The 15,057-nt window shown below is 69.8% G+C and carries 16 protein-coding genes; 5 read left to right on the forward strand and 11 right to left on the reverse strand.

Annotated features, from left to right (window positions below):
* From N865_RS11075 to N865_RS23540, 3 genes are all read right to left on the reverse strand, one after another.
* Nucleotides 1-574 (reverse strand): SRPBCC family protein (locus N865_RS11075; protein WP_157557660.1); only part of this gene is annotated, 574 nt, incomplete at its 3' end.
* A gap of 122 nt (nucleotides 575-696) precedes the next feature.
* Nucleotides 697-1,164 (reverse strand): SRPBCC domain-containing protein, encoded by a 468-nt coding sequence (locus tag N865_RS23535; protein ID WP_051510472.1) that lies wholly within the window; start codon nucleotides 1,162-1,164, stop codon nucleotides 697-699.
* Complete coding sequence (locus N865_RS23540) at nucleotides 1,157-1,483, reverse strand: ArsR/SmtB family transcription factor (protein WP_034805577.1); 327 nt, start codon at nucleotides 1,481-1,483, stop codon at nucleotides 1,157-1,159. Before N865_RS23540 ends, N865_RS23535 begins: the two co-directional genes overlap by 8 nt.
* A gap of 89 nt (nucleotides 1,484-1,572) precedes the next feature.
* Here N865_RS23540 and N865_RS11090 point away from each other — a divergent pair, with 89 nt between their 5' ends.
* Both N865_RS11090 and N865_RS11095 read left to right on the forward strand, forming a co-directional pair.
* A complete protein-coding gene (locus N865_RS11090) occupies nucleotides 1,573-2,040 on the forward strand; it encodes a ribonuclease domain-containing protein (RefSeq protein WP_034805580.1) in 468 nt (155 codons plus the stop codon).
* Complete coding sequence (locus N865_RS11095) at nucleotides 2,037-2,387, forward strand: barstar family protein (RefSeq protein WP_034805583.1); 351 nt, start codon at nucleotides 2,037-2,039, stop codon at nucleotides 2,385-2,387. Before N865_RS11090 ends, N865_RS11095 begins: the two co-directional genes overlap by 4 nt.
* Nucleotides 2,388-2,403: 16 nt before the next feature.
* Here the strand turns inward: N865_RS11095 and N865_RS11100 are convergent, their stop codons facing one another.
* The 8 genes from N865_RS11100 to N865_RS11135 all read right to left on the reverse strand — a co-directional run bounded on the left by N865_RS11100 (nucleotide 2,404) and on the right by N865_RS11135 (nucleotide 12,059).
* Nucleotides 2,404-3,429 (reverse strand): DnaB-like helicase C-terminal domain-containing protein, encoded by a 1,026-nt coding sequence (locus N865_RS11100; RefSeq protein ID WP_034805586.1) that lies wholly within the window; start codon nucleotides 3,427-3,429, stop codon nucleotides 2,404-2,406.
* 104 nt (nucleotides 3,430-3,533) lie between these two features.
* Nucleotides 3,534-4,997, reverse strand: coding sequence for an NAD-dependent succinate-semialdehyde dehydrogenase (locus N865_RS11105; protein ID WP_034805589.1), 1,464 nt, complete (start codon nucleotides 4,995-4,997; stop codon nucleotides 3,534-3,536).
* A 118-nt stretch (nucleotides 4,998-5,115) separates the two neighbouring features.
* Complete coding sequence (locus N865_RS11110; RefSeq protein ID WP_211244893.1) at nucleotides 5,116-6,363, reverse strand: saccharopine dehydrogenase family protein; 1,248 nt, start codon at nucleotides 6,361-6,363, stop codon at nucleotides 5,116-5,118.
* A 3-nt stretch (nucleotides 6,364-6,366) separates the two neighbouring features.
* Nucleotides 6,367-7,161, reverse strand: coding sequence for an ABC transporter permease (locus tag N865_RS11115; RefSeq protein WP_034805592.1), 795 nt, complete (start codon nucleotides 7,159-7,161; stop codon nucleotides 6,367-6,369).
* A 1-nt stretch (nucleotide 7,162) separates the two neighbouring features.
* Nucleotides 7,163-8,098 (reverse strand): ABC transporter permease, encoded by a 936-nt coding sequence (locus tag N865_RS11120; protein ID WP_034805594.1) that lies wholly within the window; start codon nucleotides 8,096-8,098, stop codon nucleotides 7,163-7,165.
* A gap of 1 nt (nucleotide 8,099) precedes the next feature.
* The gene (locus tag N865_RS11125) at nucleotides 8,100-9,224 is read right to left on the reverse strand and encodes an ABC transporter ATP-binding protein (RefSeq protein ID WP_034805597.1); all 1,125 of its coding nucleotides are present in this window, start codon (nucleotides 9,222-9,224) and stop codon (nucleotides 8,100-8,102) included.
* Nucleotides 9,224-10,450: a polyamine ABC transporter substrate-binding protein gene (locus N865_RS11130; RefSeq protein WP_034805601.1), complete on the reverse strand. Its 1,227-nt coding sequence runs from the start codon at nucleotides 10,448-10,450 to the stop codon at nucleotides 9,224-9,226. The genes N865_RS11125 and N865_RS11130 overlap by 1 nt, the downstream gene beginning before the upstream one ends.
* Before the next feature lie 160 nt (nucleotides 10,451-10,610).
* Nucleotides 10,611-12,059 (reverse strand): gamma-aminobutyraldehyde dehydrogenase, encoded by a 1,449-nt coding sequence (locus N865_RS11135; protein WP_034805604.1) that lies wholly within the window; start codon nucleotides 12,057-12,059, stop codon nucleotides 10,611-10,613.
* A gap of 113 nt (nucleotides 12,060-12,172) precedes the next feature.
* On the opposite strand from N865_RS11135, the gene N865_RS11140 reads away from it, so the two are divergent.
* The 3 genes from N865_RS11140 to N865_RS11150 all read left to right on the forward strand — a co-directional run bounded on the left by N865_RS11140 (nucleotide 12,173) and on the right by N865_RS11150 (nucleotide 15,004).
* The gene (locus tag N865_RS11140; RefSeq protein ID WP_034805607.1) at nucleotides 12,173-12,676 is read left to right on the forward strand and encodes an Lrp/AsnC family transcriptional regulator; all 504 of its coding nucleotides are present in this window, start codon (nucleotides 12,173-12,175) and stop codon (nucleotides 12,674-12,676) included.
* Nucleotides 12,673-14,112, forward strand: coding sequence for an aspartate aminotransferase family protein (locus N865_RS11145; RefSeq protein ID WP_034805610.1), 1,440 nt, complete (start codon nucleotides 12,673-12,675; stop codon nucleotides 14,110-14,112). The genes N865_RS11140 and N865_RS11145 overlap by 4 nt, the downstream gene beginning before the upstream one ends.
* 148 nt (nucleotides 14,113-14,260) lie before the next feature.
* On the forward strand, nucleotides 14,261-15,004 hold the full coding sequence (locus N865_RS11150; protein ID WP_034805613.1) for a hypothetical protein: 744 nt from the start codon (nucleotides 14,261-14,263) through the stop codon (nucleotides 15,002-15,004).
* Nucleotides 15,005-15,057 lie beyond the last annotated feature (53 nt).

The raw sequence follows: 15,057 nt of genomic DNA on the forward strand, positions 1-15,057 counted from the left end.
CGGCCTCGGCGAGGCGCCGGACGGCCTCCAGTCGCGTCCGGAGCAGCGCCGCGACCGGCGCGCCACCCGACGCCGCGCCGGCCCCGTGCGGCAGCCAGCCCGTGAACGACTCGGTCAGCCGGGAGCCCGTGCCCCGCGGCTCGATCGTCGTCACGACACCGGTCTCGAAGCGGGCCGAGAGGTCGCGCTGTTCGACGATGCAGCCCTCGTCGACCGCCTCGAACGTCGTGGTGAGGGTCAGCGGGGCCGGGCCGTCGGCGCTCCGCGCCACGACGCGGACGTGCCGGTCGAGGGCGACGACGGCGCTGATGCCGACGCGGACGCGACCGTCGGACCGGCGCCAGATCCCGACGAACTCGGGCTCGGTCGCGGGTCCGACGTGCGGCAGGGGGACCACGGCGACACAGGTCGCTCCGGCGTCCGCCGAGGACCCGCGCCGCGGCGCGACCGCGCGCTGCCAGGCCAGCTCGAGCGGGGCCGCGATGAGGACCCGGTGACGCACGACGAGCGGGAGGCGCTCGACAGGAGGCATGGGTCGCCTGGAGAGCTGCTCGCCGAGCAGCCGTTGCATCATCCTGCGCACCCTGTGGAGTCTCTTCCACGCCGACCGGCCCGGCCAGCGGGAACGGCACCGCCGACTCGCACGTCGATGCAGCCCGAGCGTGCGAGTCGGTGGTGATCTCCGTGTGAGGGTTCTCAGCCGAGGGGGGCGCCCGTCTCGAGGAGCGTCTTGAGGCCGCTGAGGACCCGCATCCAGCCGGTCCCGGCGACGCTCTCGGCGGTGCGCGAGGAGCCCTCGAGGTGGTCGTGGGTCACGGTGAGGAGGCTGACGCCGTCGTCGCCGGGGGTGATCTCCCACGTCACCCGGCTCTCGGGCTCCTCGGCGAGGTCCGGGTGGTAGAGCGAGCGCCAGCCGTGGACGAGCCGTCGGGGCGGGTCGAACTCGATGACGTGGGAGCTTCCCCAGTCGGCGCCGTCGGGCCCTCGGGACGTGTAGGCGTCAGGCGTCACGGAGATCCGGGCGCCGTAGAAGTAGCGCTCGCTCCACTCGGGCGAGGTGATGGCCTCCCAGATCGCCTCGGGGGTGGCCTTGATGAAGACGTGGTAGACCTGCGCGGGAACGCCGGTCTGGGTGGGTGAGGTCTGGACGGTTGACTCAGTCATGCTGGTGCTCCTCGAGAGCGGCCTTGAGGTCGGCCAGGGCCGACACGTGAGGTTCTGCGAACTTGCTGATCCACCGGTCGTGGATCAGGCGGATGGGCACGGGATTGAGGAAGTGGTGCTTCTCCCGGCCGGACCGGCGGGCCGTCACGAGCCCTGCCTCCTCGAGGACCTTCAGGTGTTTCATGACACCGAAGCGCGTCATGTCGAGCTCGGACTCGAGCTCTGCGAGCGTGCGGCCGTCGCGCTCGAAGAGCCGGTCGAGCAGGAACCGTCGGGTCGGATCGGCGAGGGCCTTGAAGACGGCGTCGTCATCTGACACCCCACGAAAATAGGTGACCATTTGGTCACATGTCAAGAGGCGGCCCGCGTCGTCCGGCGACCCCTGAGCGGGTGGCGCATCATGGCGGGGTGAGGACTCTCCGGTCACGACAGGTCCAAGGGGCGATCCTCGTCGTCGCGGCGCTCGCCGTCGTCTGGCTGCTCGTCGTGTTCGTCCAGGGTGGGGCCTCCACCGGCGGTGCAGGAGCTTCCCCCGCCGGCCCGGCAGGCGCGAGGGCGGTCCGGACGCTCGTGACCGACCCGGCGTCGGGGCTGCCGTGGATCGACGAGTCGGCGCTCCCGCCCGAGGCCCGCGAGACGCTCGCGCTCATCCGGGCGGGCGGGCCCTTCCCCTACCCCCGCAACGACGGGGTGACATTCGCCAACCGTGAGGGACTGCTCCCCCGCGAGCAGCGCGGCTACTACCGCGAGTACACGGTGCAGACCCCCGGCTCCCCCGACCGCGGACCCCGCCGCATCATCACGGGGTCCGGGGGCGAGACGTACTGGACCGCAGACCACTACGCATCGTTCAGCCGGATCCGGGAGGGATCATGACGACGTTCCTCGGCAGGCACAGCGAGGCAGAGGACCACCTCGCCGACCTCGACGCCCAGGGGCTCGACGTCCGCGTCGTCACGGCCGGGACCGACAAGGAGTCCGTCCTCGACGGGTTCGCGACCGGGCTCGAGCTGCCCACCTGGTTCGGGCGCAACTGGGACGCCCTCCTCGATGCCCTCCGCGACCTCGACGCGGCCCGGGGCCGGACGGGGATCGCCCTCGTGTGGGACCACACGCTGGCGCTGCGCGACGGCGACCGCGCGACCTACCGGACCGTCCTCGACGTCCTCGAGCAGGTCGAGGACGAGCGCGAGGACCTCTGGGTCACCGTGATCAACCGGTAGCGGCAGTCGCGCACCCCTACGAGACGAAGACGCGCTCGTCGATGAGCCGCTCGGTGACCTCGCGCCCCTCGCGGTGGAAGCGGCCGTGCTCGAAGTCCTTGGCGAACTCGAGCTCGACGTGGGCCCGACCGTGGCGGTTCTTCTCGAGCGACAGGACCGACCAGCCACGGAAGCGCTGGGCGTTGCCGAGGTCGTATACGAGGTGCTCGCGCGAGACGATGTCGACCTTGTCGTTGATGATCATGACGACGTCGGCCTCGTAGGCGAGCGACGACGATCCGCGCAGGTCGTGAGTGCGCATCCGGTGGCCCGCGGCCAGGCTCTCCTTGTCGGCGGCCGACACGGCGACGACGGGGACCCGGAGCTCGAGGGCGATGTCCTTCAGGCCCTCGGCGGCGATGCTGATGCGTTCGTCCTCGCCCGCGCCGGGGACGGGGAGCTTCTGGATGTAGTCGAGCAGGACGAGCGGCGCGCTCCCGGTCGCCTCGGAGACCCGCCGCACCACCGCCGAGACCTCCGCCAGCGTCGTCGAGCCGCCGGAGGACTCGTGGATGTGCAGGCGGTCGCCGTAGCCGACGAGGGCGGCATACGCCTCGGCCCCTCCCGGAAGGGAGGAGAGGACGGCGTCGAGCGGCGCGCCGCCCGAGCCCGCCTCGAGGGCCCGGCGGACGTCGTGGACGCCCGCGGCCTCGACGACACCCCCCTCCACCGCCTCGGCGGCCTCCATCGAGATGAGCCGCTCGAGGAGCGTGTGCGCCTCGTGCTCGTACGAGAAGACGACCGCGCTGCCCCCAGCGGCCACGGCGTTGCGGGCCAGCTGGAGCCCGAGCGTCGTCTTGCCGTGTCCCGCCGGCCCGCCGAGGAGCACGAGCTCCCCGGAGCGCAGGCCGCCGGTCAGCATCCGGTCGAGCGCCGGGAACTGCGTCGGCCAGACCGCCGCCCCGGCGGCCTGGCCGCGGCGCAGCACCGCGTCGGTCTCGCTGAGCAGGGATCCGAGCGAACGGAGCGCGCCCGCCTCGTGGTGTCCTGGTGGTGTCGCCATGCCGCAGATTGGACCACAGGCTGGCGTCCGCCGGGGTGGCTTTGGCCGAGGCCGATCACCCGCCGAGACGGTTCACCGTCGCCGTGCGCCCGGGAGCGACCGGCTCAGAGGGCCAGTCCGACGTACTTCGTCTCGAGGTACTCGTCGATGCCCTCGAAGCCGCCCTCGCGCCCGACGCCCGAGGCCTTGACGCCACCGAACGGCGCCGCCGGGTTGGAGACGATGCCCTGGTTGACGCCGACCATGCCGAACTCGAGCGCCTCGGAGACGAGCAGGGCACGGGAGACGTCGCGGGTGAAGAGGTAGGCGACGAGGCCGTACTCGGTGTCGTTGGCCATCCGGATCGCCTCCTCGTCGGTGCTGAAGGTCGAGATCGGGGCGACCGGGCCGAAGATCTCCTCGCGGGCGAGGTCGGCCTCGGCGGGGACGTCGGCGAGGACGGTCGGCTGGTAGAACCACCCGGCGCCCTCGCGCGCGGAGCCGCCGACGACGACCTTCGCGCCCTTCGCGACGGCGTCGTCGACGAGCGAGGCGACCTTGTCGCGGGACTTCTCGTCGACGAGCGGGCCGACGTCGACGCCGTCCTCGGTGCCGTGGCCGAGGGTCAGGGCGCCCATCCGCGCCGCGAGCTTGGCGCCGAACTCCTCGGCCAGGGACTCGTGGACGTAGAACCGGTTGGCCGCGGTGCAGGCCTCACCCATGTTGCGCATCTTCGCGAGCATGGCGCCGTCGACCGCCTTGTCGACGTCGGCGTCGGCGAACACGAGGAACGGGGCGTTGCCGCCGAGCTCCATCGAGACGCGGAGGATCTGCTGCGAGGCCTGCTCCATGAGCTTGCGCCCGACGGGGGTGGACCCGGTGAAGGTCAGCTTGCGCAGGCGCGGGTCACGGATGAGGGGCTCCATGACGTCGCCGGTGTGGCTCGTCGTGATGACGTTGAGGACACCCGCCGGCAGGCCACACTCCTGGAGGAGGTCGGCGAGGGCGAGCATCGTCAGCGGGGTCTGCGAGGCCGGCTTGACGACCATGGTGCAGCCGGCGGCGATGGCCGGGCCGATCTTTCGGGTGCCCATCGCGAGGGGGAAGTTCCACGGCGTGATCATCAACGTCGGACCGACCGGCTGCTTCATCGTCATGAGGCGCGTCGCGCCGTTGGGGGCGACGGAGTAGCGCCCGCTGACGCGGACGGCCTCCTCGGAGAACCAGCGGAAGAACTCGGCGCCGTAGGCGACCTCGCCGCGGGACTCGGCGAGCGTCTTGCCCATCTCGAGCGTCATGAGCATCGCGAAGTCGTCGGCGCGAGCCGTGATCTTCTCGTATGCCGCTCGCAGCAGCTCCGCACGGTCGCGCGGTGCCGTGCGGGCCCAGTCGGCCTGCGCCGCGACGGCGGCGTCGAGCGCGGCCGTGCCGTCGGCGACGGTCGCGTCAGCGACGTGGGTGAGGACCTCACCCGTGGCCGGGTCGTCGACCGGGATGGTCGCTCCCCCGGTCGCGTCGCGCCACGAGCCGCCGATGAGCAGGCCCTTGGGGACGGTGTCGAGGACTGGGTGCTGGGTCACGGAGGTCATGTCTGAAAACCTAGTTCCTGCGGCGTGCGAGCGTCGTCCGGGGTGCCGAACAGCGGCGTCGCGGTCGGGTGGTGGGTGGTTCGTCGAGGCGGGTAGAGGCGTCCGAGCGCAGCCGCGCTCAGCGGTCCTCCATGCCCCAGGGGGAGCCGTAGCCCTGCGGCTTGGGGGCGGCGAGCAGGTCGAGGAAGGGCACGGCGTCGAAGGCCTCGGGCCCGAGGACGCCCGCTCCCTTCCAGGTGCCGTTCGCGAGCAGCTCGAGGGCGACGACGGGGTTGACAGCGGTCTGCCACACGACGCACTGGGCGCCGTACGCCTCCATGGTCTCGGCGTTGTCGACGACGTGGTAGAGGTAGGTGCGGCGGGGCTGCCCATCCGTGCCGGCGCCGGTGACGAAGAGGCCGGCGCAGGTCTTGCCGGTCATCCGCGGGCCGATCGTGGCGGGGTCGGGCAGGGCCGCCGCGACGACGTCGCGAGGCGAGACCTGCACCCCCTTGACTGTGATCGGCTCGGTGCGGTCGAGGCCGAGCGTGTTGAGGACCTTGAGGATGGTGATGAACTCGTCACCGAGGCCGTACTTGAACGTCACCCGCTTGGCGTCGACCCAGCGCGGCATGAGGAGGACCTCCTCGTGCTCGACGTTGACGCACTCGACGGGGCCGATGCCCTCCGGGAAGTCGAAGACCTCGGGCTCGCTGAAGGGCGGCGTCGTGAACCAGCCGCGGTCCTTCTCCCAGACGACGGGAGGGTTGAGGCACTCCTCGATCGTCGTCCACATCGAGAAGCTCGGGGCGAAGATCTCGTTGCCCTCATCGTCGTGGACGACCAGGTTGGCACCGTCGCGCGTGCCGAGCTCGTCGATCTCGGAGAAGAGGTGGTCGGCGGCATACCGGGCGAAGACGTCGGAGAGGCCGGGCTCGACACCGATCCCGACGAGGGCGAGACGCCCGTCGGCCTGCCACGCGTCGGCGACGGCGAACTGCTCGTCGCCGAGCATCACCCCGACCTTCTCGTAGGGCTGCTCGGGGTGGCGCTGCGACAGGCTCATCGCCATGTCGAGGTAGTCGGCCCCGGCCGCCCTCGCGCCGGTGAAGACCGGCATCGTGAACTTCGGGTCGACGGCGTTGAAGACGTGCGTCGCGCCGTGCTCCCTGGCGAGGGCGGTCACCGCGGCGGCGTCCGACGCGTCGACCTGGGCGGCGACGAATCGGCCTTCCTCCGTATGCCGCTCGGTCACCGCGCGCACGGTGCGCTCGGCCCGTGCCACGTCGTAGTCGGCGACCACCCACCGCTCGAAGAAGGACCGCTCGGCGGCGATGCGGGCGGCGGCGTCGCCGACGCCGCCCGCACCGATCATGAGGACCCGCACCGGTCAGGCCACCTTCCGGTTGCGCCGGCTGCTCACGACCTGCCCGATCACCACGACCGCGAGGGCGCCGAGGAACATCACCGTCCCGATGACGTTGATCTGCACCGGGGTGCCGCGCTGGGCGGCGCCCCACACGTACATCGGGAACGTGACCGACTCGGGGCTCGCGTTGAAGTTGGTGATGATGTAGTCGTCGAACGACAGCGAGAACGCGAGCAGGGTTCCGGCCGCGATGCCCGGAAGGACGAGCGGCAGGGTCACCTTGCGGAAGGTCTGGAACTCGTTGGCGTAGAGGTCGGCCGCGGCCTGCTCGAGACGAGGGTCGAGGGAGGCGACCCGGGCCTTGACCGTGACGACGACGAACGAGAGGCAGAACATGATGTGCGCGATGAGGATCGTCGTGCGCCCGGTCGGGATCCCCATCGCGATGAACAGGGTGAGCAGGCTGGAGCCCATGACGACCTCAGGCGTGGCCATCGGCAGGAAGATGAGCAGATTGGTCCCGGAGCGGCCCCGGAAGCGGTAGCGCCCGAGCGCGAAGGCCACCATGGTGCCGAGAACCGCCGCCGTGAGCGAGGCGATCAGGCCGATCTGCAGGCTGAGGCCCACGGACTGGCACATGCCCGGGACCCCGCACACGTTGGTCCAGGCGTCGAAGGAGAACTCGTTCCACTGGTAGTTGTAGCGCCCGAGCGGCTTGTTGAACGAGAAGATGATGACGACGAGGTTCGGGAGCAGGATGTAGATCATCACGAGGATCCCGACGATGATGACGAGGTTGCGTCGCAGCCATGCCATGTCAGACCAGCTCCTCTGTTCCCGCCCGACGGACGTACGTGATGACGAACGCCACGATGATCAGCATCAGGATGAAGCTGAGCGCGGCCGCGGTCGGGTAGTCGAGGACGCGGAGGAACTGCGCGTCGATGACCTGGCCGATCATGACCGTCCGCGTGCTACCGAGCAGGACCGAGTTGATGTAGTCACCGGCGGCCGGGATGAAGGTCAGCAGCGTGCCCGCGACGACGCCGGGGAGCGAGAGCGGCCAGATGACCCGGCGGAAGGCCTGGACGGGCGAGGCATAGAGGTCGCCCGCCGCCTCTACCAGCCGGTGGTCGAGTCGCTCGAGGTTGGAGTAGAGCGGCAGGACCATGAACGGCAGGAAGTTGTAGGTCAGACCGCAGATGACCGCGAACGGGGAGAAGAGCAGCTGGTCGTTGTTGATCAGCCCGACCGCCTTGAGGCCCTCCTTGAAACCCGTGAGCAGGAAGTCCGTGTGAGTCCGCAGCGCGATCTGCGCGAGCAGCCCGCTGTCACCGAGGATCGTCTGCCAGGCCAGGGTCCTGATCAGGAACGACGTGAAGAACGGGGCGATGACGAGCACGAGGAGGAAGTTCTTGTACCTGCCCGAGCGGTGGGCGATGAACCACGCCAGCGGGTAGCCCAGGGCCAGCGTCAGCAGCGTCGCGATGCCGGCGTAGATGAGCGACCTCAGCAGCTGCGGCCAGTAGGTCGACAGGGCGTCGGCGTAGGTCGCGAAGTTCCACGTCATCGTGTAGCCGTTGTCGACGTCCCCGGTCTGCAGCGACTGCGACGCGAGGGACACCATCGGGACGACGAAGAAGACCACGAGCCAGAGCAGGCCGGGCACGAGCAGCAGGTAGGGCACCGCCGCGCCCCGGCGGGCGCGCCGAGGCGCGGCCACCGGGGCGCCGGTGAGGGTGGTCACGGCCATGTCACTCGTCCTCGACGAGCTGGGCGCCGGCGTCCGCGTCCTGCGACGCATCGAGGACGAAGCTGTTGGCCGGCACCCAGCCGAGGCAGACGTTGGAGCCGAGGGCGGCCCGCGGCATACCGTCGTTCTGCTGGACGACCGTGAGCTCACGGCCCCACGGCATGGCGATGAGGTACTGCGTCGCCACTCCGAGGAAGGACACGTCGGTCACCTCGCCGCGCAGGGTGTTGAGGCCCGCCGCCTCCGTACCCTCGCTGATGATGCGGACCTTCTCCGGACGGATGCCGAGCCAGAGCTCGGAGGCGCCGCCCGGCAGGGACGCCGCGGGCACCGTCATGGGGATGCCGTGCACGTCGAGCGACGCGATCTCGGCGCTGACGCCCTTGACGGTGGCCCGGAGCAGGTTCGACTGGCCGAGGAAGTTGGCCGCGAACGTCGACTCCGGCTTCTCGTAGAGCGTGCCGGGGTCGCCGACCTGCTGGAGCTTGCCGGCGTTCATGACCGCGATGGTGTCGGCCATGGTCATGGCCTCCTCCTGGTCGTGCGTGACGTGCACGAAGGTGAGGCCGACCTCCTGCTGGATCCGCTTCAGCTCGATCTGCATCTGCCGACGCAGCTTGAGGTCGAGGGCGCCGAGCGGCTCGTCGAGGAGGAGCACGTCCGGGCGGTTGACGACAGCGCGGGCCAGGGCGACGCGCTGCTGCATGCCTCCGGAGAGCTGAGTCGGCTTCTTCTTGGCCACGTGCGCCAGCTCGACCAGCTCGAGAGCCTCCATCGCCTTCGGCTTCCAGTCCTTGACACCGCGCTGACGAAGCCCGAAGGCAACGTTGTCGAGGATGTCGAGGTGCGGGAAGAGCGCGTAGTTCTGGAAGACCGTGTTGACGTTGCGCTGGTAGGGCTTCGTCGCCGTGATGTCATGGTCGCCGATGGAGATCGTGCCCGCCGTCGGCTGCTCGAGACCGGCCACCATGCGCAGCGTCGTGGTCTTGCCGCATCCCGAGGGACCGAGCAGGGCGAAGAACGAGCCCTGCGGGATGACGAGGTCGATGTTGTCGACCGCGGTGAACGTGTCGTAGACCCTGCTGACCCCGCTGAGGACGAGGTCTCCGGAAGCGTGCCCTGCCATCAGCCCGTGACCAGAGCCTGGAACTTGCGGTTGTACTTGGTCTCCTCTTCGGCGGTGAGCCCCCGGAAGACGTGGGCCCGGGAGAGGGTGTCCGCGGAGGGGAAGATCAGCTCGTTGGAGGAGACGGAGGGGTCAGACACCTGGAGGATCGCCTTGGTGCCCTTGACCGGGGAGATGTAGTTGACGTAGTCGACGACCTGCGCCATGACCTTGGGGTCGTAGTAGTAGTTGATGAGCTTCTCGGCGTTCTTCTTGTGCTTGGCGAGCGCCGGGATGACGAAGTTGTCGGACCAGAGCGTGCACCCCGTGGTCGGCAGGGTGTAGCCGAGGTTCGGGTTGTCCGCGCGGAGCTGGACGACGTCGCCGGTCCACGCGAAGCAGGCTGCCGTGTCACCCGAGGCCAGGGGCTTGGTGTAGTCGTTGCCGGTGAAGCCCTTGATCTGACCGGCCTCCTTGGCCTTCTGCAGCTCGGCGATGGCGGCGTCGAAGTCGGCGTCGGTGAAGGACTCGATCTTCTTGCCCATGGCCATGAGGACGAGGCCGACGGTGTCGCGCATCTCCGTCAGGAGCGTGACCTTGCCCTTGAGCGCCGGGTCGGTGAGGAGCTGGTCGACCGACTCGACCTTCTTGCCGCCGGTGGCCTTGGGGTTGTAGGCGATGCCGGCGAAACCGCTCTGCCACGGCAGGGAGTAGAGGCGGCCCGGGTCGAAGGTGACCTGGGTCAGGGCGTCCTCGAGGTTGGCGTGGTTGGGGATGTTGGCCAGGTCGAGCTTCTGGACGTAGCCGAGGCGGATGAGGCGCGCCACCATCCAGTCGGTGCTGCACCAGACGTCGCGACCCGTGTCGCTGCCGGCGTCGAGCAGCGGCCGGACCTTGGCGTAGAACTCGTCGTTGTCGTTGTAGTCCTCGGTGTAGTTGACCTTGATGCCGGTCTGCTTCGTGAAGGCGTCGAGGCTCGGCCGGGCCTTCGTCTTGTCGTCGACGTCGATGTAGGACGGCCAGTTGGACCAGTTGATGACCTTCTCGGTGTCGGACATGTCCTGGGCCGCCGCGGCGGTCTTCTTGGCAGACGTCGCGGATCCGGCGGTCGGGTTCTTGCCTGAGGAGCCACAGGCGGCGAGCAGGGCGGCGGCGCCGACTCCGGCGGCGCTCATCATCGCGGTGCGGCGCGAGATGAGACCGCGGGCGAAGGCGGCCCGGGAAGCAAGGTTGTCGTGGTCGTTCATCACGGTCTCCAGGTCTGGGTCAGGCGGGGGCGGGCAAGAGGGTGGACGAGGGGGGTGGGGCGCCGCGGCCGCTCGGTGGGTGCGGCGCCCCGTGGTCGATCAGGTTCTATCAGGATGGTCGGCGACCGATCAGGTCGATCCGGACTCGATCCGGACTCGATCAGGACTCGATGTTGGCCATGACGTGCTTGATGCGCGTGTAGTCCTCGAAGCCGTACATGGAGAGGTCCTTGCCGTAGCCGCTGTGCTTGTAGCCACCGTGCGGCATCTCGGCGACGACCGGGATGTGGGTGTTGATCCAGACGCAGCCGAAGTCGAGGCCCTTGCTCATGCGCATCGCCTTGCCGAAATCGCGCGTCCAGACGCTCGAGGCGAGGCCGTACTGCACATCGTTGGCCCAGCGCAGCGCCTCGGCCTCGTCGGAGAACTGCTGCACCGTGATGACCGGCCCGAAGATCTCGGTCTGGATCTGCTCGTCGTCCTGGCGCAGGCCCGCGAGAACGGTCGGCTCGAAGAAGTAGCCGTCACCGAGGCTGGTGATGCGCGAGCCCCCGGCCGCCACGCGGGCGTGGTCGGGCAGGCGCTCGAGCATGCCCGAGACGTGGGCGACCTGGTTGGGGTTGTTGACCGGGCCGAAGAGCGCGTCCGGGTCGTCCGGCATACCGACCTTGGCGGAGTTCTTGGCGTACTCGGCGAGGGCGGCGACGAAGTCGTCGTGGATGCGCGGGCCGGCGAGCACGCGGGTCGCGGCGGTGCAGTCCTGGCCGGCGTTGAAGTACCCGGCGGTGGCGATGCCCTCGACGGCCGCCTCGATGTCGGCGTCGTCGAACACGATGACCGGGGCCTTGCCGCCGAGCTCGAGGTGGACCCGCTTGAGGTCCTTCGCGGCGCTCTCGGCCACGTGCATGCCGGCCCGGACCGAGCCGGTGATGGCGACCATCGCGGGCGTCGCGTGCTCGACGACCATGCGGCCCGTCTCACGGTCGCCGGTGATGACGTTGAAGGTGCCCTCCGGCAGGAACTCGGAGGCGACCTCGGCGAGCAGCAGCGTGGTCTCGGGGGTCGTCTCGGACGGCTTGAGGACGATGGTGTTGCCGGCCGCCAGAGCGGGGGCGATCTTCCACATCGCCATCATCATCGGGTAGTTCCAGGGCGTGACCTGGCCCACGACGCCGATGGGCTCACGACGGATCCACGAGGTGTGACCCTTCATGTACTCACCGGCCGAGCGGCCCTCGAGCACGCGGGCGGCGCCGGCGAAGAAGCGGAGCTGGTCGAGCATCGGCGGCACCTCCTCGCTCGCGGTCAACGCGTGGGGCTTGCCGGTGTTCTCAGCCTCGAGCTTGACGAACTCGTCCGCGCGGGCCTCGATGGCGTCGGCGAACTTGAGCAGCGCCTGCTGGCGCTCGCTCGGGGTCGTCTCCCCCCAGGTCTCGCAGGCCTTGGCAGCCGATGCATAGGCGGCGTCGACGTCAGCATCACGGCTCACCGGAGCCTTGGCCACGACCTTGGCGGTCGCGGGGTTGACGATGTCGTTGGCCGTTTCGGCCGCTGAGTCGACGTACTGGCCGCCGACGAAGTTTCGCAGTGCGCGAGCCTCAGTTGTCATGCCGGGAATGCTAACCGCGATGTGCGCTTTGGTGAAGAGTTGGCGAGAAATTCCTTCGGAATCAGTTGTGTTACGGCTTGCCAACACCGTGTTCCACACGTCACCATCGGGTCATGACGAGCAGACGCAACGGCGCCGACGCGGCTGAGACCCCCGTGCGGCGGGGCTCGGTCAACCTCGACGACGTGTCCAAGTCGATCATCGAGCAGCTGCAGCACGACGGCCGCAAGTCCTACGCCTCGATCGCCCAGGAGGTGGGTCTGTCCGAGGCCGCGGTCCGTCAGCGGGTCCAGCGCCTGCTCGATGCCGAGGTGATGCAGATCGTCGCGGTCACCGATCCGCTCCAGGTGGGCTTCCCCCGCCAGGCGATGATCGGCCTGCGGGTCGCCGGAGACATGTCGCCGGTGGCCGAGGCCCTGACCGCCATGCCGGAGGTGTCCTACGTCGTCACGACGGCGGGCAGCTTCGACGTGCTGGCCGAGGTGATCTGCGAGGACGACACGCACCTGCTCGATCTGCTCACGACACGGATCCGCAGCCTCCCGGGCGTCACGGCCACCGAGACGTTCGTCTACCTGAAACTCAACAAGCAGCTCTACAACTGGGGTACACGATGAGCATCAACCCGAACGACGTCTGGGAACCCTCCTCGGACCATCGCACGCCCGCGGGCACGCTCCACTCGGAGGCCGCCCGCGACCACCTGTGGATGCACTTCACCCGCCACTCCGTCTTCGAGGAGAAGGAGGCCGGCGGACTCGGTCACTCGGTCCCGATCATCACGAAGGGTGAGGGCTGGAAGATCTGGGACGACCGCGGCAACGAGTACATCGACGGCCTCGCCGGCCTCTTCGTCGTCCAGGTCGGCCACGGCCGTGAGGAGCTCGCCGAGGCCGCCGCCAAGCAGGCGCGCGAGCTCGCCTTCTTCCCGCTGTGGAGCTATGCCCACCCGAAGGCGATCGAGCTCGCCGAGCGGCTCGCGAGCCACGCTCCCGGCGACCTCAACCGCGTCTTCTTCACCACGGGCGGCGGCGAGGCCGTCGAGACGGCCTGGAAGCTCGCCAAGCAGTACTTCAAGCTGACCGGCAAGCCGACGAAGCACAAGGTCATCTCGCGCGCGGTCGCCTACCACGGCACCCCGCAGGGCGCCCTGTCCATCACCGGCATCCCCGGCGCGAAGGAGATGTTCGAGCCGCTCGTGCCGGGAGCCTTCAAGGTGCCCAACACCAACCTCTACCGCGCGCCCGAGCACCTGCGCGACGACGAGAAGGCCTTCGGGCGCTGGGCTGCGGACCGGATCGCCGAGGCGATCGAGTTCGAGGGTCCCGACACGGTCGCTGCAGTCTTCCTCGAGCCCGTCCAGAACTCCGGCGGCTGCTTCCCGCCGCCGCCCGGCTACTTCGAGCGGGTCCGCGAGATCTGCGACGCGTACGACGTCCTGCTCGTGGCCGACGAGACGATCACGTCCTTCGGCCGCATCGGCTCGATGTTCGCGTGCTCCGACTTCGGCTTCGTGCCCGACATGATCACGTGCGCGAAGGGCATGACGAGTGGCTACTCCCCCATCGGGGCGATGATCGCGAGCGACCGCCTCTTCGAGCCGTTCCGGAAGGGCACCAACTACTTCCCCCACGGCTACACGTTCGGCGGGCACCCGGTCTCGGCCGCGGTCGCGATGGTCAACCTCGACATCTTCGAGCGCGAGCGCCTCAACGACCGCGTCAAGGACAACGCCCCGGCGTTCAAGGCGACGCTCGACAAGCTGCTCGACCTCCCGCTCGTGGGGGACGTGCGCGGAGCCGGGTACTTCTACGGCATCGAGCTCGTCAAGGACAAGGCGACGCGCGAGACCTTCGACGACGCCGAGTCCGAGCGCCTCCTGCGCGGCTTCCTCTCGAAGGCACTCTTCGACGCGGGCATCTACTGCCGCGCCGACGACCGAGGCGACCCCGTCGTCCAGCTCGCGCCGCCGCTGATCATGGGCCAGGCCGAGTTCGACGACATCGAGTCGCGCCTGCGCTCGGTGCTGACGGAGGCCGAGAACCACCTCTGAGCGCACCTCACGCACGTCGTATGCCGCTGGGCCGGCCGCCGTTGGAACGGTGGCCGGCCCAGCGTCGTTGGGTAGGTACCCCGGGTGGGCGCCTCGGCGTCCCGCCCTCACGAGCCGTTGCCGCGCGACGCCGACGCCAGGAGACGACATGGGATTCCTCGACAAGCTGCTCGGACGAGAGCCGCGCGACACCACCGCAACCGGGCGACCGCCGATGGCTCCGCCCGCCGGCCAGCCCTACACCGTCCCGCCGCCGCGCGGAGGCGCGTCCAGCGAGGACGAGCGGGCGATCGCGCGCTACCGCTACCTGCTGCGCACCGCGCCGCCCGAGGACATCGAGCGGGTGCACACCGAGGCCTTCGGGAAGCTCTCGCCCGAGCAGCGCCAGATGGTTCTCCAGCGTCTCAACGACGACCTCCCCGAGTCCGAGCGACCGCGCAGCGACCAGCCGGCCGACCTCGCCCGCAGCGCCACGCGAGCCGAGATGAACCGGCCCGGCTACCTCCAGGGGGCCTTCGGGACCGGGGGGCGCATGGGAGGCGGCATGGAAGGCGGCATGGGCATGGGCGGCATGGTCGCCGGCTCCATGCTCGGCACCATCGCCGGTGTCGTCGTGGGCTCGGCCCTGGCCGACATGATGCTCGGCGGCTTCGAGTCCTCCCCCGAGGCCCAGGAGGCGGGGGTCGCCTCGGCCGACGGCGGCGACGCCAGTGACTCCGGTGACTCGGGTGGCTCTGGTGGTCAATCTGGTGGCGGTGCCGACACGGGCGGCGACGCCGCCGGGCAGGACTTCGCCGGCGGAGACGTCAGCGGGGCCGACTTCGGCGGCGGGGACTTCGGCGGCGGCGACTTCGGGGGCGACTTCGGCGGCGGCGACTTCGGCGGCTTCTGACCGCAGCGTCCGGCGCGGCCCCCACGAGGTGGGCCGCGCCGTCTACGGTCCCC

Source organism: Intrasporangium oryzae NRRL B-24470, from assembly GCF_000576595.1.
GTDB lineage: Bacteria > Actinomycetota > Actinomycetes > Actinomycetales > Dermatophilaceae > Intrasporangium_C > Intrasporangium_C oryzae.

Excerpts from the sequence above, each read along its gene's own strand:
- N865_RS11145 (WP_034805610.1), top strand. The coding sequence starts at position 12,673 with ATGAGCATCAACCCGAACGACGTCTGGGAACCCTCCTCGGACCATCGC.
- N865_RS11105 (WP_034805589.1), bottom strand. The coding sequence starts at position 4,997 with ATGACCTCCGTGACCCAGCACCCAGTCCTCGACACCGTCCCCAAGGGC.
- N865_RS11140 (WP_034805607.1), top strand. The coding sequence starts at position 12,173 with ATGACGAGCAGACGCAACGGCGCCGACGCGGCTGAGACCCCCGTGCGG.
- N865_RS11150 (WP_034805613.1), top strand. The coding sequence starts at position 14,261 with ATGGGATTCCTCGACAAGCTGCTCGGACGAGAGCCGCGCGACACCACC.
- N865_RS11130 (WP_034805601.1), bottom strand. The coding sequence starts at position 10,450 with ATGAACGACCACGACAACCTTGCTTCCCGGGCCGCCTTCGCCCGCGGT.
- N865_RS11125 (WP_034805597.1), bottom strand. The coding sequence starts at position 9,224 with ATGGCAGGGCACGCTTCCGGAGACCTCGTCCTCAGCGGGGTCAGCAGG.
- N865_RS11135 (WP_034805604.1), bottom strand. The coding sequence starts at position 12,059 with ATGACAACTGAGGCTCGCGCACTGCGAAACTTCGTCGGCGGCCAGTAC.
- N865_RS11100 (WP_034805586.1), bottom strand. The coding sequence starts at position 3,429 with ATGGCGACACCACCAGGACACCACGAGGCGGGCGCGCTCCGTTCGCTC.
- N865_RS11115 (WP_034805592.1), bottom strand. The coding sequence starts at position 7,161 with ATGGCATGGCTGCGACGCAACCTCGTCATCATCGTCGGGATCCTCGTG.
- N865_RS11120 (WP_034805594.1), bottom strand. The coding sequence starts at position 8,098 with ATGGCCGTGACCACCCTCACCGGCGCCCCGGTGGCCGCGCCTCGGCGC.
- N865_RS23535 (WP_051510472.1), bottom strand. The coding sequence starts at position 1,164 with ATGACTGAGTCAACCGTCCAGACCTCACCCACCCAGACCGGCGTTCCC.
- N865_RS11095 (WP_034805583.1), top strand. The coding sequence starts at position 2,037 with ATGACGACGTTCCTCGGCAGGCACAGCGAGGCAGAGGACCACCTCGCC.